The sequence below is a fragment of the Bradyrhizobium sp. genome, assembly GCF_050014615.1.
In the GTDB taxonomy this organism is placed as follows: domain Bacteria; phylum Pseudomonadota; class Alphaproteobacteria; order Rhizobiales; family Xanthobacteraceae; genus Bradyrhizobium.
Genome location: NZ_JBEKCZ010000003.1, coordinates 20,654 through 42,129, shown reverse-complemented (window position 1 = coordinate 42,129; position 21,476 = coordinate 20,654). Strand labels below are relative to the sequence as shown.

Genomic DNA, 21,476 nt, shown 5'->3' with positions numbered 1-21,476 from the left:
CCATGAATCTCGGTGTCGATCATATCAAGGCCGCTGTCGTCGCCATCGATCTGCACCGTGGCCACCTCGATATGTCCGTCGCGACCATGCCGACGTCCCCCGAGGTGGCGAGCCGGATTATCGGCGCCAACAAGCGATTTTTCGACTGGTGCCGCGGTGTCGGGATTCCGGTTATCCACCAGGTGACCTCCTACCGCGATGCGGAGGAAATCGGCGCAAACCCGTTTTGGCGGACGCGCGCCGCGGACCCCACCACTACCCGCAAGAACGTGATGCGGCACAACATCATCGGGGGACCCGGCTGCACGGTGATGCCGCAACTGCTTGATGTCAGGGATTTTGTCGTCAGCACCAAGAAACGTTACGATTGCTTTGTCGGGACCGATCTCGACTTTCTGCTGCGCTCGCACGGCATCAACACGCTGTTGATTACCGGGGTGAACACCAATTCCTGCGTGCTGGCGACGACGACGGCCGCGAATGTGCGCGACTATTCGGTGATCGTGGTCGAGGACTGCGTCGACAGCATGGACGGTCCGGAACTGCATGCGGCCGGTCTTGCCTGCATCAGGACGGCATTCGGCTTTGTGATGGATACCGATGCGGTGATGACGCTCGACGGGCTCGCCCCGCGGCGGAACAGCGTCGCATGACAGTCCTGATTTGACACGAGAGTATTCTGCCATGACCGGCTCCATGATACCGCGCGAGCGTAGCGACTATTCCGCCATCGTCGACCGTCCGGTGCTGAAGCTGCCCGGTGGCGCCCGCATCGTGATCTGGACCATCGTCAATCTCGAAGTATGGGATATTTCGAAGCCGATGGCGCGGCAGGTGGTCCCTGCGCCGACCGGCGTCCAGCTTTTGCCGGACGTCCCGAACTGGAGCTGGCACGAATACGGCATGCGCGTCGGGGTGTGGCGCTTCTTCGATCTCTACAAGAAGCTCGGGATCGCCCCGACGCTCTCAATCAATGCCCGTGTCTGCGAGGACTATCCGCGTGTCGCGCAGCAGGCCAGGGACGCTGGCTGGGAGTTCATGGGGCACGCCTATGAGCAGGGCCCGATCCACAAGGACCCCGACCAGAAGGCGATGATACATCGCGCGATGAGCGTGATCGAAAATTTTACGGGCAAACGCCCGGTCGGCTGGCTTGGGCCTGGCCTGACCCAGACCTTCGAAACCCCTGAATTTCTGGCCGAGGCCGGCATCAAATATATCGGCGACTGGGTCTATGATGACGAGCCGACTGTGATCCGCACGGCAAAGGGCCCCCTCGTGACACTGCCCTATACGGTCGAACTGAACGACATTCCCATGATGATGGTGCAGCACCACGACAGTACGCAGTTGCTGAACAGGACCATCGACAGTTTCGATCAACTATACGCCGAGAGCAAAGATCGGCCCAAAATATTGTCACTGGCGATCCACCCATACATCAGCGGACAGCCGTTCCGAATTAAATATCTCGAAGCCATCTACGACTATGTGAATAAGTTCGAAGGGGTGCTGCACTGGAACGGCGAACAGATTCTGGATTGGTACACCGGCCAAACCGCGGGCAAGCCGGGATCGTCAATATGAGCGCTAGCCCCGCCAGCGTATTGCCGGCCATCCCGGCGACCGAGTTGCCGGTCGTGGGGGGCGGTGTGTTCCCTGTCCGAAGGGTTTATTGCGTCGGTCGCAACTACGTCGATCATATCCGCGAGATGAAGGAGGCGGACGAACGAGATCCGCCGTTTTTCTTCCAGAAACCGCGCGACGCGCTGGTGGCGGACGGTTCGCGTGTGCCTTACCCGCCGTTCACGTCCGATTTTCAGTTCGAGGTCGAATTGGTCATCGCGATCGGCCGGAGCGCGCGCGATATTCCGATCGCCAAGGCCCGGGATCATATATGGGGCTACGCCGTCGGCATCGATCTTACCCGGCGTGACCGGCAGCGCGACGCGCGCGATCTTCGGCTTCCCTGGGAAGTCGGCAAAAGTTTTGACGCATCGGCGCCTTGCGGCCCCATCGCGCGCGCAAGTGACATGCGGACTTCCGAAGGCTGCACCATCACGCTCTCGGTCAACGGCATCGAACGCCAGCGCGGTGATACCAGGCAGATGATCTGGAGCGTTCCCGAAGTGCTGGCCCAGCTATCCCGCCAGGTGACACTCGGCGCGGGCGATCTGATTTTCACCGGAACGCCGGCGGGGGTGGGTCCGGTGGGGCCGGGCGATGTGATCACCGCCCAAATTGACGGACTGCCGCCGCTGACCATCACCATCACGCCCCCGGAGGCATGACAATGCTGCCCACTGAACGCATCAGCTATTCCCCGATCGCGACCCGAGACGCGCTCAAGCTCCCGAACGGTGCGCGCATGGCTGTCTGGGTCATCGTCAATGTCGAGGAATGGGATGCGAAGCAGACCATGCCACGCACCGTGCTGACGCCGCCGGCGGGCGGCTCGCCGACCCCCGACATTCCGAATTGGGCCTGGCACGAGTATGGCAACCGCGTCGGCTTCTGGCGCATGCTCAAGGTGTTCGACGAGTTCAATATCCCCGGCGTGCTCGCCATCAACGGGTCTGCACTCGCCGCCTATCCACCCATCGTCGAGGCGGCGATGAAGCGCCATTGGGAGTTCATGGGGCACGGCTTCACCCAGCGCAACATGCAAAAGGTCGAGAACGAGCGCGAAGATATTCGCAAGACTGCCGAAGCGATCAAGGCAGCGACCGGCCGGCGTCCACGCGGCTGGCTCGGCCCGGGTCTCACCGAGACCTGGGAGACGCCCGACCTGTTGAAACTCGAGGGTTACGACTATGTCGCCGACTGGGTGCTGGACGACCAGCCGGTCTGGCTGAAAACGACGACGGCGCCGATTGTCAACGTACCCTATACGCAGGAATGCAACGACGTGGCGATGATGTTGATCCAGCATCACAAGGCGTCAGAATATTACGACCGTGCCATCGATCAGTTCGAGCAGATCTACGACGATGCCGCGGATTCGGCTCGCGTCATGGCGCTTGTCGTGCATCCCTACATCATGGGCGCGCCTCACCGGTTGAAATATTTTCGCCGTATCTTCGAAACCATCCGGCAGAAGCCTGACGTCGTGTTCATGACGGGAGAGCAGATTCTGGACTGGTACCTTCTGGTCGGGCCGAAGGCGCCGTAAGCACGAACGACGGATGAATACCTTTCAACTCCTCAACGGACTGACCTTCGCCGCTCTGCTGTTCGTGGTGGCGAGTGGATTTACCTTGATTTTTGGGCTGCTGCGAATTGTCAATCTGGCGCACGGCGCCCTCTATCTGTTCGGAGGCTATGTCGGCTTCACGCTCGCGACACGGAGCGGCAGCTTCGTGTTTGGCGGCATCGGAGCCATGATCGCTGTCGCCGCGATCGGCTTCGTACTCGATCAAGGGCTTTTGCGCTTCGTGCGTGGCAACGAGCTTCGACAGGTTCTGTTGTCGTTGGGCTTCGCCTTCGTTCTCAACGATCTGGCACTGGTGATTTGGGGTGGCGACAGCTTTACCGTGCCGATCCCGCAAACACTTCGCGGCGGTCTGCGCGTGTTTGGGGTATTCTATCCGAGTTATCGGCTGTTCGTATTGGCCACCGGTATCTTCGTCTTCACAGCGCTGTGGCTACTGCTGAACCGCACCCGGCTCGGAGCGCTGATCCGCGCCGGCGTCGACGACGCCGAGATGGTCGAGGCCTCCGGCGTCAATATTCGTCGCGTCTTCCTCGTCACCTTCCTGCTGGGTTCGGCACTCGCTGGTCTCGGCGGACTGATGGGCGGCGCTTTCCTGTCGCTGTATCCCTCCGCGGACGCAGAAATTCTGGTGTTCAGTCTCGCGGTGGTGATTATCGGCGGTCGCGGTAGCCTGGTCGGGGTCGGCGTCGGCAGCCTGCTGGTTGGTCTCCTGAATACGCTTGGACAGGTTATGTTTCCGGAACTGGCCTACTTCGTGATCTTCGGCCCGATGGCGCTGCTACTGGCCTTTCGTCCGCTCGGCCTGTTCGGACGCGCGACATGACGATCTCGCAAGCTCAGTCCCGCAGCAGCTACGCTGGCATGTCCGGCCCCGCCGCCATTACTGCCTTTACCATTATCGCCCTGGCGGCGATGCTGCCGGTGTTGTTATCGAAATATCAGATCGGCCTTGCCACCGAGGTGCTGATTTTCGGCATGCTCGCGATGTCGATCGATGTTCTGGCTGGATTTGCAGGGCGTACCTCGCTCGGTCACGGGGCGATATTTGGCGTATCCGGCTATGTCGTGGTCTATGCCACGGCCCAGCTCGGGCTGCAGCCTCCCGTCGCCTTCGCGCTAGGCGTTGCTGCTGCGACGCTGGTTGCGGCGGTTTTCGCGCTGCTCGCGGTACGGACCTCGGGCGTCTACTTCCTGCTGTTGACGCTGGCGTTGGGCATGATCGTGTGGGGCATCTGCCTGCGCTGGACCCAGGTGACCGGCGGAGAGAACGGCATGCGCGGCGACGTCAGGCCGGCGTGGCTATTGACGCATGCCGCGTTCTACTGGGCCGTGCTCGCCGGTGCAGTCGCTGTGAGTTATACGCTGTGGCGGTTTGTTCGCTCGCCCTTCGGGCTGACCCTGCGCGGCATTCGTGACAGCGAAAGCCGGATGCGCAGTCTCGGTTATAACGTCTCGGTGCATCTGTTTATCGGCTTCACTGTATCGGGCGCCTTCGCTGGCGTTGCCGGCGCGCTGTATGCGATGTTCAACAACTTCGTCAGCCCGTCCACGGTAGCGCTGGCGCAGTCGGTCGAGGGCGTCCTGATGATGATCGCCGGTGGGGTAGGCACCCTGTTCGGTGGCTTCGTCGGCGCAGCAGCGATCATCATGCTGGAGAATGTCGTCAGCGCGCACACCGAGCGTTGGCCTATGGTGCTCGGCATCACGTTCATTCTGATTATGATCTTTGCCCCCGAGGGCATCGTCGGAAAGCTGCGCGTCATCCTGGCGCGCAGGCTACGTTGATCGAATTTCTCTGCGAAAGGATGTTGAAATGGACCGTAGGCAATTTCTGAAGAGATCCACGGCGGCGCTGACCGCCGCGAGCGCGGGCGTCGCACCTTGGACTACAGCAAATGCCGAGACTAACCCCATCAAGATCGGCTTGATGGCGCCGCTTACCGGTGTGGTTGCTTCCGGCGGAAAGGAAATGGTCGAAGGCGTGCAATTCTACCTCGATCAGGTCAAGAGTGAGATCGCCGGCCGCAAGGTCGAGCTGGTGATCGAGGACGACGCATCCAATCCCGACACGGCGCTGCAGAAGGCGCGCCGTCTGGTCGAGCAGGGCAATTGCCATATGCTGATAGGCAATTTGCTCGCCAACACCGGCCTGGCCGTCGCCAACTACGTCAAGGGGACCGGTACCCCTTATTTCATTCCGATCATCGCCGCCGACGACTTGACGCAGCGCCAACGCATCAAGAACGTGATCCGTGTGGCCGGCTACAGCGCCAGCGCCTTCACGCACCCGCTGGGCGATTGGGCCTTGAAACAGGGTTACAAAAAAATCGCGACGATCAGCCAGGATTATACTTTCGGCCATGAGCAGTGCGGCGGGCTGGCCCAGGTCTTTACCGAGGGCGGTGGCGAGATCGTGCAGCAGTTCTGGCATCCGCTCAACACCGCCGACTTTAGTCCGTATCTCGGCCAGCTTGCCGATCTCAAGGTCGATGCGATCTTCGCCATGGAAACCGGCGCCGACGCCACACGCTTCATTCAGCAATATGCAAGCTTTGGGCTCAAGGGGAAGATCCCGCTGCTGGCGGCCATGAACGGCACCGACCAATCGGTTATCCGCAACCTGGGCGAAGAATGCGAGGGCATTATCTCGCCAGCCCACTTCGCGGAAGGTTCGGACAATCCGGTCACCCAGAAATTCACCAGGGAGTATGAAGCGAAATATGGCAAGATTCCCTCACTCTATGGGTTCTCCATGTATTCCGGGATCATGTGGGTCGCCGAGGCGTTGGACAAAATGGCTGGCAAGGTTGAAGACCGCGATGCCTTCATCGATACGGTGTTGAAGACCGAACTCACGGGATCGCCGCTTGGCAAGACCGTGAAGCTGGATGCCTACGGCAATCCGATTTACGACGTCTACATCCGTAAGGTCGTAAAGCGGGCCGACGGCAAATTCTGGAACATACCCGTCACGAGCTATCCGAATGTGTCGCAATTCTGGAAGTACGATCCCGAAACCTACATGAAGCAGCCGCCCTATTCGCGCACCTTCCAGGGCATCAAAAAGGCTTGAGCCGTATCTATTCGGGATGCGGCTCTGCCGTGTCCCGCTTACCGGGAATTTTCGTGTCCGAACCAATCCTGACGCTGTCCGATGTTGTGGTTGCGTTCGACGCCTTGCGAGCGGTCGATGGGGTAAGCATGTCCGTTCCACGCGGTCAGCGCCGTGCCATCATCGGCCCTAATGGCGCTGGCAAGACCACTCTTTTCAACGCGATCGCCGGAGGTCTGCCGCCGACATCCGGCTGCATCGCGTTCGATGGCCAAAATATCACGAGACTGCCGCCGTATCGCCGTGCTCGGCTGGGGATCTCGCGCACCTTCCAGATCACCAACCTGTTTCCGACGCTTAGCGTTCGTGAAAACATGGTGCTGGCCCTGCGCGGGCGATCATCGCGCAAGTTCTCCCTGTTTGGCAGGCCCGATGAGGATTCCAGCGAGCGACCGCGGATAGCTGCGGCGCTTGACGCGGCGCGGATTGCTTCGCGCGCCGACGTCATCGTCAAAGAGCTGTCCTACGGCGAACAGCGCCAGCTCGAGATCGCGCTGTCGCTGGTGACCACGCCGCGTTTGCTGCTGCTCGATGAGCCTGCTGCGGGCCTGTCACCGTTGGAGCGTTCGATGGTCGCCGACATCATTCGTTCACTGGACCGCGAAATCACGGTTGTACTGATCGAGCACGATATGGACCTGGCGCTTGGCCTGGTCGACTTCGTCACCTGCATGTTTGAGGGGCGCATACTGGTCGAAGAGCCGCCGGACGGCATCCGCGGTAACAAGCAGGTTCAGCAGGTCTATCTGGGGACCCCGCGCCATGCTTGAGGTTAGCGATCTACACAGCGGCTACGGGGAAGCCCAGGTGATACGCGGTGTCTCTCTCGACGTCGGCGCAGGCGAGATCGTGGCCATGCTCGGTCGCAATGGCATGGGCAAGACGACCTTGATTCGCTCGCTGATGGGGCTGATACCGCCCCAGATACGGTCGGGCTCGATTACCTGGCGCGGCGAAAATCTGATCGGGTTGCGACCGCACGAAGTCGCCGCGCGCAAGATCGCGATCGTGCCGCAGGGGCGGCGCCTGTTCCCGTCCTTGACGGTGACCGAACATCTCACAATGCTCAAGAGCGCGCGCGCTAAAAGCGGGTGGACAGTGGACCGGGTGTTTGGGATTTTTCCGCGGCTTGCCGAACGGCGGCATCATCGCGGCGGGCAATTGTCGGGGGGCGAGCGAGGCATGCTGGCTGTCGGCCGCGCGCTGATGATCGATCCGCATCTGATCCTGATGGACGAACCCTCCGAGGGTCTTGCGCCGGTGACAGTGCAGCTCCTCGAGCAGATCCTGCTCGATCTCAAGCGCGAAGGCCTTTCGATCCTGTTGGTTGAACAAAACCTCTATAGCGCACTCGCCGTTGCCGACAGGGTCTATATTCTGGAAACCGGCCAGATCGTGCATCAGGGAGATGCGGCGACGCTGTCCCAGCAGACCGATCTATTGTTCCAGCGCCTCGGTGTACAGTGAGACTGCTGTAATAAATTACTTTTTTACTGGGCCTGCGGGGAAGGCAGTAGATCAGCGACGGCGCTTTACCCTGAGTTCCTTTCAGTCACGTCGGTCCACCTCGAAAGTGTTCGATCCCAGTTCCTAATCCTCGAATTGAAGATTCGTTGTGTTTTTCCTATCGGCCACTTTGGCCGATCAGGGTTAGTGGAGCCAATCATCTTCGATTATCGTTCTCAGAAGCGGCTGACGCGCTCGCGTCGTAGCTGCTCCGAGAGTGCACGAGGGATCGATGGCGGACAAGGTGTTTGCGGGGACGGTCGTTTTGTCCGACCGAATAATCGAAGACGGTTATGTTTTGGTTGCAGATGGCAAAGTACAAGTGGTTGGCTCGGGAACTAGACCCGCGGGCGAAAAGCACGGGGGCTCCGACTTCTTCGTGTTCCCGGGTGCGATCGACGCGCAGGTTCACAGCCGCAGCCAGCTAGGTCAGGAAGATTTTATTTGGTCGACCCGCAGCGCTGCGGCAGGCGGCGTCACCACGATCGTCGACATGCCCTACGACGATAACTGTTTGATCGCCACGGCAGAGCGTTTCCGTACCAAGATCAGGGAAGCCGGGGCACAAGCGCGGGTCGACTATGCCCTTTACGCCACGATCGACCCGGACGAGGGAGCCACGAGAGTGGATGAACTCGTCGATGCCGGTGCCGCGGCTTTCAAGTTCTCTACGTTCGGAACGCACCCTAAGCGTTTCCCTCGCATACCCCCGGATGTCCTCTACAAGTCCTTTCAGGCCGTCGGCAAACGCGGCCTGATCGCCGGCATTCACAACGAAAACGACGAAATGGTGCGTGCCTTCATGGCCGACGTAGAGGCAAAGGGCATTACCGACTACACCGCGCACGGGTTGTCGCGTCCACCGATCTCGGAGGCGCTGGCGACTGCCGAAGTCTACGAACTCGGCGCAGGTGCGGGCTGTCCCGTCCATATCGTGCACAGCTCGATCGGTCGCGGATACGAATTGGCCGCGGCCTACCGCGCCCAGGGGCATGGCGCGACGATCGAAGCCTGCATCCATTATTTGATCCTGGACGAAGAGAATGATGTTCGCAGACTGGGCGGCAAGGCCAAGATCAACCCGCCGCTGCGGCCGCGTGCCGAGGTCGAAGCGTTGTGGCATCACCTTGCCGCGGGCAACGTCACAATCGTCTCGACAGATCATGTGAGCTGGTCGGAGGACCGCAAGACCGATCCGAACATGCTCAAGAATGCATCGGGAATCCCGGGTCTTGAGGTGTTGTACGGATTGCTGCTCAAGGGATTGGACGAGCGCAAGCTGTCGCTGACCCATGCGGCTCGCCTGCTCGCGCATAATCCGGCGGCGCTGTTTCGGATCACGCATGCCAAGGGCGCGCTGCAGGTCGGCGGTGATGCCGACATCGTATTGATGCGGCGCGATCCCTATCGCTACAGCGCGGCCGCGAGCGGAAACAATTTCGTTTCCTGGAGTCCCTATGACGGGATTGAGTTGCCGTTCCGGCCGGTTGAGACTTATGTGCGCGGCACCTGCGTTGCCGCCGACGGGCGCGTGTTGGCCGAGCCGGGGCAAGGGCGGTTTGTAAGCCCCATACATGCACATTAGCCCCTGAGCCACATGACGAAATCCAATCTCCCGCTCGATGCCGATCGTCTGTGGGACGATGTGATGGCGCTCGCGGAGATCACCGACCCGACGCGACCCTATACGCGACGGTCCTTTACCGCGCTGTTTCTGGAAGGTCGTGCCTTGCTGGCCCGGCGTTTTTCCGAGGCAGGCCTGACGACACGGCTCGATGCCGCCGGCAACCTGATCGGCCGGATCGAAGGTCGAAATCCCGCCCTCGGGGTAATCGCGATTGGGTCGCACAGCGACACCGTGCCTTCGGGTGGGCGGTTCGATGGAATTGCCGGCGTTGCCACGGGACTTGAGATTGTGCGTGCGCTGCGCGATTCCGGCATTCGTCTTGATCACACGCTGGAAGTCATCGACTTCCTTGCCGAGGAACCGAGCGAATACGGACTGTCCTGCGTCGGCAGCCGCGGCATGACCGGCTCCCTGGATGACAAGATGCTCGATTTGACGGAACCTGGAGGAGAGGCGTTGCGCGAGGCCTTGCGGCGCGTCGGCGGCGACCCGACCCGCCTTGGCAAAGCAAGGCGCGACGATATCCGCGCGTTTCTGGAGCTGCATATCGAACAGGGCGTTGTGCTCGAATCCTGCTCGCTTGATGTCGGCATTGTCACCTCGATCGTCGGCATTCGCCGCATCGAACTCGTGTTTCAGGGCGAGGCCGATCATGCCGGCACGACGCCGATGGCCTTGCGTCACGATGCGCTCGTGGCTGCCGCCGGCACTGTCTCGTCGGTGCGACGTGCGGCCGAACAATTGGCCGCCGAAGGGCCGAGTTATTTCGTCGCAACGGTCGGCGTTCTGACGGTTGATCCTTCAGCTTCGAATATCGTGCCCGGCCGTTGTCGCCTTATCGTCGACATCAGGACGACCGACCCAGACTTGACGAGACGCTTCGTGGAAATCCTCGATAGAGAAAGCGTGGCGCATTCCCTGGCGGCCCAGGTCACACGCACATCGTTCGCGACGCTGTCCGACGGACCGCCCGTCGCCTGCGACGAAAATCTGCGATCCAAATTGCGTCAAGGCGCCAACGAATTGGGCCTCAAGCAAATGGATTTGCCGAGCGGCGCCGGGCATGATGCCGCGTTCATGAGCCGCATCGCACCGTCCGCCATGGTGTTTGTGCCCTGCCGCGCCGGCAAGAGCCACGCGCCGGAAGAGTGGGCCGACCGCGACGCGCTGGCGGCGGGGGCCGCGGTCATCTATCAGGCAGTAAAGGACCTCGATCAATCTTTGACGCGGAATGTGCAACAGGGAGCGGCATGATGGGACGTATTCTCGGTTTACAGGATGTCGAGGCCGCCATCCGCGGCGGGTCGGTGTTTGCCGCGGGCGGCGGCGGCTGGGCGGATCATGGACGGATGCTAGGCACGGCGGCGGTGAGCATCGGCCAACCCGAACTGGTTTCGATGGATGAGATTCCCGATGATGCTTACATCGCGACGGCCGCCGCGATCGGCGCACCGGCCGGTACAACCGAATGGCAGATGCTGGGCGTCGACTACGTCAAGGCAGTCGAGATGCTGCAGGATGCCTTGGGCGCCCCGATTTATGGGCTGATGATCGGCCAGAACGGCATGTCGAGCACCATGAATGCGTGGCTGCCGTCCGCGCTGCTCGGAACCAAGGTGGTCGACGCTGTCGGTGACATCCGCGCGCATCCGACCGGCGATATGGGATCGATCGGCATGGCTGGCAGTCCGGAGGCGACGATTCAGGTCGCCGTCGGCGGCCATCGCAACAGCAATTCCTACATCGAGCTCGTCGTCCGCGGTGCCACCGCGAAAATTTCGCCGATCCTGCGCAAGGCCGCCGACATGTCCGGCGGATTTATCGCAAGCTGCCGCAACCCGGTGCGTGCATCGTATGTCAAGAAAAACGCAGCGCTTGGCGGAATCTCGCGGGCCTTGGAACTCGGCAATGCCATTCTGGGCGCCGAGGCGAATGGAGGTGACGCCATCATCGATGCGATCTGCAAGGCCACTTCGGGTGTCATTCTCGGGAAGGGCAGGGTTACGCGCAAGGCCGTGACCTACACCGAAGCCGCGTTCGATATTGGCACGATCACGATCGACTGCGGGCAACGCAATCTCGTGCTCCACGTCATGAACGAATATATGGCCGTCGAGGATGGCGATGGCCAACGGCTGGCGACATTCCCCGATGTGATCACGACGTTGGGTTCGGACGGTCGTCCAGTCAGCGTGGGCCATATTCGGGAAGGTTTCGAGCTCTCCGTGTTCCACATCGCGAAAACACATTTGCCGTTGAGTTCGTCGGTCAGGGATCCCGCGGTCTATCCGGTGTGCGAGGCGGCGCTCGGCATACCCATCGCCAAATATGCGCTGGCGTGAGGAAGCGATGAGCAGGGAATTCACCGTTACATCCGGATCGAACCTGCGCTGCCGCGGATGGCGCCAGGAAGGGCTGCTGCGTCTGCTCGAAAACGTGCTGGCGGTCGGCGAAGACCCGGGCAATCTCGTGGTCTATGCCGCGCTCGGCAAGGCGGCGCGTGACTGGCCGTCTCACGACAAGATCGTCGAGACGCTGCGCACCATGGCTGATGACGAGACCCTGATCGTGCAGTCCGGCAAGCCGATCGGCCTGATCAAGACCCACGACAAGGCGCCGATCGTGATCATGGCAAACTGCAACATGGTCGGGCAATGGGCGAAAGCCGAAAATTTCTATGAATTGCAGAAGAAGAATTTGATCTGCTGGGGCGGATTGACGGCGGGAGACTGGCAATACATCGGCTCGCAAGGCGTGATCCAGGGCACTTATGAAATCTTCATGCGGATCGCCGAACGCCATTTCGGCAACAGTCTCAAGGGACGCTTCATTCTCACGGCAGGTCTCGGCGGCATGGGCGGGGCCCAGCCGCTGGCGGGTCGCATGGCCGGCGCGGTGATCCTGTGCGTCGAGATCGATCCGGAGCGCATCGCCAAACGCATGGCCAACGGCTTTCTCGACCAGCGCGCCGACGACCTTGACCTGGCCATGGCGATGGTCGCTGCCGCACAGCGTGAAGGACGCGCAACCTCGATTGGTCTGGCCGGCAACGCCGCAGACGTCTACGAGGCGCTGCTCGCGCGCCATATCATTCCTGATGTCGTGACCGACCAGACCTCGGCGCATGACCTTGTCTATGGCTATGTGCCGTCCGGTCGGACGTTGGCCGATGCAAAGCGGATGCGCACAGAAGATCCCAAGACGTTGATGCGGGAGAATAGCGCCACGATCGTGCGTCACGTGCATGCAATGCTCGGTTTCAAGCGGGCCGGTTCAGTGGTCTTCGACAACGGCAATCTGATCCGGACCCAGGCGTTCGAAGGCGGCGAAAAGGATGCGTTCGATATCCCGATTTTTACCGAAGCCTATTTAAGGCCGCTATTCGCGCGAGCGATCGGGCCATTCCGCTGGATCTCGCTGTCCAACGATCGCGACGACATCCGCAAGATCGACGATCATCTTCTACAGGCATTTCCCGACAACCACATTTTGACCAACTGGATCGCGCTGGCTCGCCAATATGTGCCTTTCGAGGGGCTGCCGGCGCGGATCGCCTGGCTCGGTCACGGCGAACGCACGTCGCTGGCAATCGCCGTTAACCGCATGGTTCGCGACGGCACGCTGTCGGGTCCGATTGCGTTTACGCGCGACCATCTGGATGCGGGGGCGATGGCTCATCCCAACATCATGACCGAACGGATGCGTGACGGATCGGATGCGATCGCGGACTGGCCACTTCTCGACGCGATGGCGATGTGCTCGTCGCAGGCCGACCTCGTGGCGATCCATTCAGGCGGCGGCGGCTATTCCGGCTATATGACCAGCGCGGGCGTGACCGTGATCGCGGACGGTACGCGCGAGGCGGAAGAACGCCTCGATCTGTCGATGACCAACGATACAACTCTTGGTGTCATGCGCTACGCCGACGCGGGATATCCCGAGTCGTTCGAAGAAATCGAAAGCAAGGGCCTTCGGCATTTCAGCCTTCCGTAGATTTGCAGGCGCGGTGAAAGGTCAGTTGACGCTGCGGGGTTCGGATAGTTTCTTGCGCAGGGTATTCACGAGGCTGCGTTCCGGCTCGCTCAGGGTGCGCTCGCCCGAATAGATCACGAACAAACGCCGGGAGATCACGGGGTCAATGATCGGATGTGCAATCAGGTCGCCACTCGCTATTTCGCGTTCTACCGCGGATGGTGGCAACACGGTGCAGACAGGCGCGCGGGCGAGGATCGTCACAGCCATGGGAAGCGCGTCGATTTCCATGTAGGGGTGGATCTTCAGACCGCGTTCTTCGGCCGCGGTATCGAACAGTTGCCGCAGGCCGAACCGGTTGGTGGGCAAGGCAAGCTTCATCCGTGCGAGATCAGTGAGCTTCACAGGTCCGGGCGGAAGCAATTTATGGCGCGTATGCGCTACCGCTGCGAGGCCCTCGGAGGACCCCAGCGGCAGGCGCGGCATATGCGGCAGGACCGTTTCGACGATCGCAACGCCCACCAATCCACGCATCACCCAGTCCTGCAACGTGCCGTTCGGGGCCTCCTGAATGACGAGTTTGAGTGTGGGATGTCGCGTTTGAATGTCCAGTATGGCTTCGGTGATCCGGTTGACCAGAAAGCCGTGCTGGTTGACCGATGGAAGAATGCCGACGGCAAGGCGCCGGCTCTGCGGCGGAGCGGCATTGTCGTCTTCCGTCGTAAGCCTTCGAAATCCGGGCTCGATGAGTGCCGCCATCGATGCGAAACGGGTCCCCCTTGCGGTCGGAATGACGCCGTCGCCGTGCCGTTCGAACAGCGAGCCTCCGAGCGAAGCTTCCAGCTTGTGGATTTGTTCGCTCAGAGCCGGTTGGCTGATGCTGGCACCGCGTGCTGCTGCGGACACCCGGCGAAGGCGGTACACCATGTTGAAATAGTGAATCTGCCGCAGGCTGATCCTTGGCCGTTCAATGCGGGATGGGTCCTTGTTGGCGAGCGCCGTCTTCAGGTGACGCATGAACGCCGTCGTTATCGCGTTCGGATCTGCCGCACGCGCGACGACCTTCATCGCCAGTGGCTTGTTCGGGGCAACTACCGCAACGTTCAACAGTCCAAGCCGTGGAGAGATCAGGCTTTGCGGTACGAACAGCGCCGTATCGGGATAATCGTCCATCAAGCGCGGCAGGTCGCCCGGATGATCGTTGAGAAAGCGCACGCCGGTAATTTTATGCTGGCTGAAGAAGCGGTCGGCCTGTTCGATCAGCGGCGGCGCGAGTGAAGGAATCACCAGGCGGCCCGCGACCAGTTCCGCTGCACTCGGGAGTTGGCGCGTGCCCGCGGGTAGACGGCAGGCAAACACCCAGGGATCGGAGAGCAGCGTGACGGCGCGCCGGGATTCCCTGTGGTTCTCGTCACCCAGGACGATCGTTACGCGGCTGCGTTCAGGACCGTTCCAGTCTTGCGCCAGAGCGCTGATGTGTGGAATGTCCTTTTCGTCCGTCCAGACCGGGTCGACCAGTATGTCTGGACGGTCTGCTCCCATCGTCTCGATCGCACGGCGCAGCGCCTTGCTTATTCCCCCGATGGTAAAACTCAGGCCGATGTCTACCGTGAGCACTTTGAGCTGGGTCTTCGACGGCGCCGCGACCCAACGGCGCGCGAACAGCTCGGCCATCAGCAAAGGATCTGCGGCGCGTATCAAGGTTCGCGCCGCTTCCGTCGGGTAGAGACCGTTGTTGATGCGCCGAAACAGCTCCAGTCCCAGGTCCTGTTCGAGCGTCTTCATCGTCGTGCTCAGCGTCGATACGGCGATGCCGAGTTCGTCCGCGGCGAGCGCGAGGCTGCCGGCCCGACAGGTGGCTACGAAGTAAGCGAGGGTGCGGAGTTCGACCATGGGATCCAGGTTGCTGGCCGGAACTTAGCCGTTTGCGGAACGCGCGTCATCACAGCTTCGCTTTTACCTATGCCCCAGTTCGCGGGTTGAAGCGATGGACCCGGCCGAGATGGCCGATATGATCCAGGATATGAAATGGCGCCGGGACCGATGAATCCCCGCCCAGTTTACTGAGGGAACGAGGTCAGCCTCGCGTGCCCGTAAAGGAAGCCATGAGAGACGGAACGCCAGTTTCCCGGCAGTCGATGCGTGCGTTCCTCTCTGCGCTCGAGGACGCGGGGCAGCTTGTTACAATCTCACAGCCGGTGAAGCTGGATTACGAGGTTGCGGCGTGTCTGTCCGAATCCGTTTTGGCGCTGCGGTTTACGAATATCGAAGGCGACGCGCGTTCACCGAAGATGCAGGTTGTAGGCAACCTGCTCAATTCGCTGCCAAGATTTGCCATGGGAATGAGCGGCGCAACCGACGCGATCCAGACGTCGCTGCTGGCGGCGATAGCGAAGCCATTGACTCATCGCGTGATCGCGACTGCACCGTGTCAGGAAGAAGTGATCGACAATCCCTCGCTTGACAATGAGCTGCCGATTCCGCGCTTCTTTGAGAAAGAAGGTGGGCCTTACATCACGGCCGGCGCCATCATCGCCAGGGACCGGATCAGTGGCGACACCAACCTTTCGATCGCGCGGTTGATGCCGCTGGACGGAAACCGGGCTTTCGTTGGGATCGCCCCCAATCACCATCTGGCCGTATTGGCGCGGGCAGCGCATGCGCGAGATGAGAAACTCGATATCGCGGTCTGCATCGGAAATCACCCGGCTATCCTGATGGCGGCTTGCCTCTATCTCGGATTGGGCGAGGACGAACTCCCGGTTGCCGGCGCGCTGCTCGGAGAGCCGCTCGACGTCGTGCGGTGCACGCAGTCGGACTTGCTGGTGCCGGCTCATTGCGAACTCGTTCTGGAAGGCAGGCTCGACGCAGGAGAGCCGTTCATCGAAGGACCGGTCAGCGAATTTCACGGCATGTATGAGAATTACGGCGCGGGGATTGTCGCGACCTTTACGCGGTTGACCCGCCGGCACGATGCGATCTTCCAGGTCATCCTGCCGGGATATCATCCCGAACATTGCCTGCTCGGCGGCGTCGCCATCGCGGCGGGGCTGTTCCGGCAAGTGCGCAGCGCGGTGCCGTCCGTCAAGCAGGTCGCGGTCGGGATCGGCGGCGCCGGGCGTCTGCATGCGGTGGTCGCGATTCATGCTTGTCGGCCCGGCGAAGCGCGCAAGGCCATGTTCGCGGTGTGGGCGGCCGTCAATCTGGTCAAACAGGTCATCATCGTCGACGACGACATCGATCCGTGGGATGCAGTCCAGGTCGAATGGGCCAACGCCACGCGAGCGAAGCCGGACCGCGACTTCGTCATCATTCCGGCGGTAAGGGCGGACAGATCCGAACCGCTCGAACAGGGCGGCACGGTTACAAAACTCGGCATCGATGCGACGCGCAAGAAGGATGATCGTCCGGACTGGGACCTCGCGCGGCCACCGGAACCCGCACTCGCCCGTGCACGAAATATCTTGCGCGAAAATCGTGTTCCCGCGATCGGGCCAATCCACCTCTAGCAACGGAGAAAACCATGTTGAAACGTAGCTTCTGTCCGTCGGCTCATTCCGCAAAGGCGCTCCTTGCTGGCGTCGTGCTGCTGAGCGCCGCGGCGGCGATGCCGGCGCGCGCCGACATCAAGATCGGTTTTCAGGCTCCGTTGACCGGGCCGACCGCCACGGACGGAAAATCCGCACAGATCGCAGCGACGATGGCGGTCGAAGACATCAACGCCGCGGGCGGGGTGCTTGGCCAGAAAATCGAGCTGGTCACCTATGACGACCAGGCTAAGTCGGACCAGGCGATTTTCACGGCGAACAAGCTGATCGGTGAAGACGGCGTCAAGCTTGTGGTCAATGGCAGCTATTCCGCCTCAGGGCGCGCGGCGGCGCCGGTGTTCCAGAAGGCCGGCGTCGTGATGATTTCGGCATATGGCGTACATCCCGACATCACGCGCGCCGGCGATTACATGTTCCGTCTTGTTCATCTCGGGGAACCGCAGGGCGCCGCGACGGCGCTGTATGTCGGCAAGACGCTCGGCATCAAGAAAGTGTCCACCATCACGATGGACAACGACTACGGCCAGTCGACCATGGATGGTTTCCTCGCTGCTTCCGGAAAATATGGCATCGAGGTTCTCAACAAGTACAGCTATTCGCTGAAGGACCGCCAGTTCGGTTCGATCGTCGCCAGCGTAAAGCGCGATAATCCCGACGCGATCTATGCCACCGGCTACTTCTTCACCGCCGGGCCGCTGGTGTCACAGCTGCGCGCCGCCGGCATTACGGTGCCCATCATCGGCTCGCAGGCGTTCGATTCTGAAAAATTCATCGAGATAGCGGGACCGGCGGCAGAGGGCACCTACATTATCGACAGCTTCGACCGCGACCGGAAGGACGAGACGTTGCAGAGGTTCTTTGCCGAGTTCAAGAACCGCGCCGGCTACGCGCCGGAAGGCGTCGCGGCGATTACGTACTCTGCGGTAAAGCTGATGGCGGACGGCATCAAGCGCGCCAATAGCACAGACCCCGAAAAGGTGCGCGACGCGTTGGCCGCCACCAAAAACTTCCCTTTCCTGGACGGCAACATGAATGCCTTCAACAACCTCCACGAGATTATCATGCCGATGAGCGTCAACGTGATCAAGGACGGTAAATTCAAGTCTGCCGGCGAAATCACCGATCTCGACGCGTTTGCGCCGCCAGAGAAGTAGGCGGCAACTCGAGCGGAAGGCGGACGCCTTCCGCCGTCCAAGGACGAAGGATTGATTAGTGTACTACGTCGATTTGGCCGTGACCGGTGTCAGCTTCGGATGCATGTACGCGATGATGGCGGTGGGCCTCACGCTTGTGTATGGGCTGCTGCGCATCCTGCACGTCGCGCATGCGGCGGTATTTGCGCTCGGCGCTTATATTACGGTGCTCGCCTCCAATGCGAGCGGGAGCGTCGCACTCGGCTTTGTCGCGGCCATCGTCGTTACGCCGCTGTTTGGAATGGCCATCTATCGGCTGCTGTATGAGCCGTTGCTGAAATATCGCCCGGACGTTCCAATGATCGCTTCGGTGGGGCTTTTAGTGCTGATGCAGGATGCGTTTCGCATCGTCTTCGGCGAGCAGGGCATCACGTTTCACCGAAACACGTTGACGTCCAGAACCTTCAATTTTGACGGTATCACGGTGAGTGCGGTGCAGATCGCGATCGTGATCACCACGGCTGTCGTGTTCGCGGCGCTGCATCTGTTCACGACGCGCACGCGTATCGGGATCGGCTGGCGCGCTACGGTATCCAGGCCGCAAATGGCGGCGAGTTTCGGAGTCGACCCGATCAAGGTTCGCTATCTCAATTTTGCAATCGGCTCGGCGCTCGCCGCCGTGGCCGGTGGATTGGTCGCGCTGCTCAACAACCTCGTCGATCCCGGAATTGGCTTCGTGGTGAGTTACAAGGCCCTCGCGATTATCGTGCTCGGCGGACTCGGCAGCGTTCGCGGCACGCTGGTGGCGAGTTTGGTTCTGGGCCTGATCGAAGCCTACGGCACGATCTATGTGGGCGCGTGGCTTGATCGCGATGCGATCGCCTTTTTGGCGCTCATCGTTCTGCTGATGGTCCGCCCGCAGGGCTTTACCGGGGTGCGCACGGCATGAGCGCCTATGAGATCAGCATCGTCTCGATCATCGGCATCAACGTCATTTTGGCGGTCAGCTTGAATATGATCAGCGGCTTTTGCGGGCAGATCAGCCTCGGACACGGGGCCTTTTTCGGCGCCGGCGCCTATGCGGCGGCGTTGATGATGGTGGGCACTGGAAGTGTAGCGCTCGCACTTGGCGTGGCTCTCATTACCGGCAGTGTACTCGGCATCATCGTAGGTTTCGCGTCGCTGCGTGTGCGGACCGATTTTCTTGCCGTCACCACGATCGGCGTGAATTTCCTGTTTATTGGATTTGTGCGCAAGCAGGCATGGTTGGGTGGCGAGATGGGGATCAGCGCAATCCCGGCAACGGGCCTTGGCGCAGTCGGCAACATGATCATGATCCTGCTGTTTGCCTGCGCGACGATTGCGCTGAGCTTTTACATCAGCCGCTCCTGGATGGGCTTTGCGTTTCGCGCGGTCGGTGAAGACGAAGGCGCTGCCGCCACGGTCGGCATCAGTTCGGGAGCCTATAAGCTTGCCGCGTTTGGGATAGGAACTGCGCTCGCTGGCCTTGCCGGCGGCCTCTATACGTTCTTCACCCAGTTCATCACGGCCGATGCGTTCGACTTTATCCTGTCGGTGATGCTGATGGCGATGGTGGTGATCGGGGGGATAGGCTCGACCTGGGGCGTCGTGGTCGCCGCCGTAGGCCTCACCTTGCTGCCGGAGGCGATCCGGTTTGTGAACGATTATCGCCTGCTGATCTTTGGCGGGCTTCTCGTGCTGGTGATCCGGCTCGCGCCAGGAGGTCTTGCGGCCATGGCTCAAAGCCTCGTACTTCGGTGGAAACGATCATGAGTCCCGCGCTTGAGCTCGATGACGTGGCCATCCGCTTCGGCGGCGTCCAGGCTGTAGCCGGCGTGTCGTTTGCGGTGGAAGCCGGTGATTTCGTCGGCCTGATCGGTCCGAACGGCGCCGGAAAAACCACGCTGATCCGTATTGTCGCGGGAATGCTCCGTCCTGACCGCGGGCGGGTCATGCTCGCCGGCGGCGATGTCACCGGCGATGGAACGGCGACGCGCATCCGTCGCGGCCTCGCGCTTACGCACCAGATCGTTCGTCCGTTCCGGGAAATGACGGTTCTCGACAACGTCGTGCTCGCGGCGGGCTACCGCCGGACATCGAACCCGTTCCGGGCCATGTTGCACATCGATCGGCGGCGCGAAAGCGAGCGCGCCGGGCATATCATCGCCCAGGTAGGTCTGGCCGGCACCGAACGCAAACTTGCGGGATCGCTGCCGCTTGGACAGATGAAACGCCTCGAAGTCGCGCGCGCGCTCGCCGTCGATCCAAAGGTTGTTCTGCTCGATGAGCCGCTGGCGGGCCTCAACCACACCGAAGCGGCCAGGCAGGTCGAAACCATTTCCGAGGTCCACAAAAGCGGCATCACGGTAATTCTCGTTGAGCATAATCTGGAAGAGGTGATGCGCATCTGCCGCCGCCTGATCGTGCTGAACAACGGGCTCGTCATCGGCGATGGCGAGCCGCGCAAGGTCATGGATGATCCGGTGGTGCACGACGCTTACGTCGGCGGCGGAATGGTGGCGCATGCTCAGGCTTGAAAACCTCAACTGCGGCTACGGCTCTGTCGAAGCGGTGCATGACATCAGCTTTGATGTTGCGGCCGGTTCGGTGTTCGCCCTGCTCGGACCGAACGGCGCGGGCAAGACTTCCACTATCATGGCCATCATGGGGCATATCGATATTCACGGCGGCCGCATCGTTCTCGATGGCGCAGACGTCACGCGCCGCCGCGCCATCGACCGGGTGGGCCTCGGCATCGCGCTGGTGCCGGAGGGACGCCAATTGTTCTCGGATCTTACGGTGGACGAAAACCTCACTGTCGGCGGCTACGCGCTGCCGCTGGCACGCGATGCCGTCAAACGCGATAAAGTATTCAGCATCTTTCCCCGGCTGTTCGAACGCAGGACCCAGTTGGCCGGATCGCTGTCGGGCGGCGAACAGCAGATGCTGGCGATAGGCCGGGCGCTGATGGCAGAACCGCGGCTGTTGCTGGTGGATGAATTGTCGCTCGGCCTGATGCCGAAGATGGTCGATCTGTGCCTCGACGCTTTGATGCAGTTGAAACGCGAAGGCCTGACCATCGTCCTCGTGGAGCAGAATACGGCGCGCGCGCTCGATGTGGCTGATCATGTCTGCGTGCTTTCATCGGGTATCCAGGTTTATCAGGGCACCGCCGCCGAAGCCAAGGCGTCCGGATCGATGTTTGCAACTTTCCTCGGCATCAATGAGCCGGAGCCGTCCTGAAGGTAGATCGCCGCGTGTGCGGCCCGTGAAGAGATAAGAAAATGACGTGCATGATCGCATACGATTTCGAAGCAGGATCGATCGGCGGCCTGTTCGTCAC

Annotated in this window: 20 protein-coding genes; 19 read left to right on the top strand and 1 reads right to left on the bottom strand. The window is 61.1% G+C overall.

From position 1 onward, the window contains the following. Positions 1–2 precede the first annotated feature (2 nt). The 13 genes from ABR948_RS01005 (at position 3) to ertB (ending at position 13,452) form a co-directional block, all read left to right on the top strand. A complete protein-coding gene (locus tag ABR948_RS01005; protein WP_428113363.1) occupies positions 3–653 on the top strand; it encodes a cysteine hydrolase family protein in 651 nt (216 codons plus the stop codon). Positions 654–684: 31 nt separating this feature from the next. Next, positions 685–1,587: a polysaccharide deacetylase family protein gene (locus tag ABR948_RS01000; protein WP_428113362.1), complete on the top strand. Its 903-nt coding sequence runs from the start codon at positions 685–687 to the stop codon at positions 1,585–1,587. Continuing rightward, complete coding sequence (locus tag ABR948_RS00995; protein WP_428113360.1) at positions 1,584–2,291, top strand: fumarylacetoacetate hydrolase family protein; 708 nt, start codon at positions 1,584–1,586, stop codon at positions 2,289–2,291. The genes ABR948_RS01000 and ABR948_RS00995 overlap by 4 nt, the downstream gene beginning before the upstream one ends. 2 nt (positions 2,292–2,293) lie before the next feature. After that, positions 2,294–3,172: a polysaccharide deacetylase family protein gene (locus ABR948_RS00990; protein WP_428113359.1), complete on the top strand. Its 879-nt coding sequence runs from the start codon at positions 2,294–2,296 to the stop codon at positions 3,170–3,172. A 13-nt stretch (positions 3,173–3,185) separates the two neighbouring features. Beyond that, positions 3,186–4,037: a branched-chain amino acid ABC transporter permease gene (locus tag ABR948_RS00985; protein WP_428113357.1), complete on the top strand. Its 852-nt coding sequence runs from the start codon at positions 3,186–3,188 to the stop codon at positions 4,035–4,037. Beyond that, positions 4,034–4,999, top strand: coding sequence for a branched-chain amino acid ABC transporter permease (locus ABR948_RS00980; protein ID WP_428113355.1), 966 nt, complete (start codon positions 4,034–4,036; stop codon positions 4,997–4,999). Before ABR948_RS00985 ends, ABR948_RS00980 begins: the two co-directional genes overlap by 4 nt. Positions 5,000–5,027: 28 nt before the next feature. After that, on the top strand, positions 5,028–6,287 hold the full coding sequence (locus ABR948_RS00975) for an ABC transporter substrate-binding protein (protein ID WP_428113354.1): 1,260 nt from the start codon (positions 5,028–5,030) through the stop codon (positions 6,285–6,287). Then, positions 6,284–7,096: an ABC transporter ATP-binding protein gene (locus tag ABR948_RS00970; RefSeq protein WP_428113352.1), complete on the top strand. Its 813-nt coding sequence runs from the start codon at positions 6,284–6,286 to the stop codon at positions 7,094–7,096. The genes ABR948_RS00975 and ABR948_RS00970 overlap by 4 nt, the downstream gene beginning before the upstream one ends. Beyond that, positions 7,089–7,793, top strand: a complete 705-nt coding sequence (locus ABR948_RS00965) for an ABC transporter ATP-binding protein (RefSeq protein ID WP_428113350.1) — start codon at positions 7,089–7,091, stop codon at positions 7,791–7,793. Before ABR948_RS00970 ends, ABR948_RS00965 begins: the two co-directional genes overlap by 8 nt. A gap of 271 nt (positions 7,794–8,064) precedes the next feature. Next, positions 8,065–9,417: a hydantoin-5-propionate amidohydrolase gene (gene ertD / locus ABR948_RS00960; protein ID WP_428113348.1), complete on the top strand. Its 1,353-nt coding sequence runs from the start codon at positions 8,065–8,067 to the stop codon at positions 9,415–9,417. Between the two features lie 12 nt (positions 9,418–9,429). Further along, a complete protein-coding gene (ertE, locus tag ABR948_RS00955; RefSeq protein ID WP_428113347.1) occupies positions 9,430–10,713 on the top strand; it encodes an N-carbamyl-l-glutamate amidohydrolase ErtE in 1,284 nt (427 codons plus the stop codon). Continuing rightward, positions 10,713–11,801 carry a thiohydantoin desulfurase gene (gene ertC / locus ABR948_RS00950; RefSeq protein ID WP_428113345.1) on the top strand — a complete coding sequence of 363 codons (1,089 nt, stop codon included), beginning with the start codon at positions 10,713–10,715 and terminating at the stop codon, positions 11,799–11,801. Before ertE ends, ertC begins: the two co-directional genes overlap by 1 nt. Before the next feature lie 7 nt (positions 11,802–11,808). Continuing rightward, positions 11,809–13,452: a thiourocanate hydratase gene (ertB, locus tag ABR948_RS00945; protein ID WP_428113344.1), complete on the top strand. Its 1,644-nt coding sequence runs from the start codon at positions 11,809–11,811 to the stop codon at positions 13,450–13,452. A gap of 21 nt (positions 13,453–13,473) precedes the next feature. Here ertB and ABR948_RS00940 read toward each other — a convergent pair whose 3' ends face one another. Continuing rightward, positions 13,474–15,324: a LysR family transcriptional regulator gene (locus tag ABR948_RS00940; protein WP_428113342.1), complete on the bottom strand. Its 1,851-nt coding sequence runs from the start codon at positions 15,322–15,324 to the stop codon at positions 13,474–13,476. 212 nt (positions 15,325–15,536) lie between these two features. On the opposite strand from ABR948_RS00940, the gene ABR948_RS00935 reads away from it, so the two are divergent. From ABR948_RS00935 to ABR948_RS00910, 6 genes are read left to right on the top strand one after another with little or no spacing between them, the layout of a single operon-like run. Continuing rightward, entirely contained in the window at positions 15,537–16,940 is a 1,404-nt protein-coding gene (locus ABR948_RS00935; protein ID WP_428113340.1) for a UbiD family decarboxylase, read from the top strand. 14 nt (positions 16,941–16,954) lie between these two features. Continuing rightward, positions 16,955–18,133, top strand: coding sequence for an ABC transporter substrate-binding protein (locus ABR948_RS00930; RefSeq protein ID WP_428113338.1), 1,179 nt, complete (start codon positions 16,955–16,957; stop codon positions 18,131–18,133). Between the two features lie 58 nt (positions 18,134–18,191). Further along, positions 18,192–19,061, top strand: coding sequence for a branched-chain amino acid ABC transporter permease (locus tag ABR948_RS00925; protein ID WP_428113336.1), 870 nt, complete (start codon positions 18,192–18,194; stop codon positions 19,059–19,061). Next, entirely contained in the window at positions 19,058–19,906 is an 849-nt protein-coding gene (locus tag ABR948_RS00920; RefSeq protein ID WP_428113334.1) for a branched-chain amino acid ABC transporter permease, read from the top strand. The genes ABR948_RS00925 and ABR948_RS00920 overlap by 4 nt, the downstream gene beginning before the upstream one ends. Next, entirely contained in the window at positions 19,903–20,670 is a 768-nt protein-coding gene (locus ABR948_RS00915; RefSeq protein WP_428113333.1) for an ABC transporter ATP-binding protein, read from the top strand. Before ABR948_RS00920 ends, ABR948_RS00915 begins: the two co-directional genes overlap by 4 nt. Then, positions 20,657–21,376 (top strand): ABC transporter ATP-binding protein, encoded by a 720-nt coding sequence (locus ABR948_RS00910; protein WP_428113331.1) that lies wholly within the window; start codon positions 20,657–20,659, stop codon positions 21,374–21,376. Before ABR948_RS00915 ends, ABR948_RS00910 begins: the two co-directional genes overlap by 14 nt. The last annotated feature ends 100 nt before the right edge of the window (positions 21,377–21,476 follow it).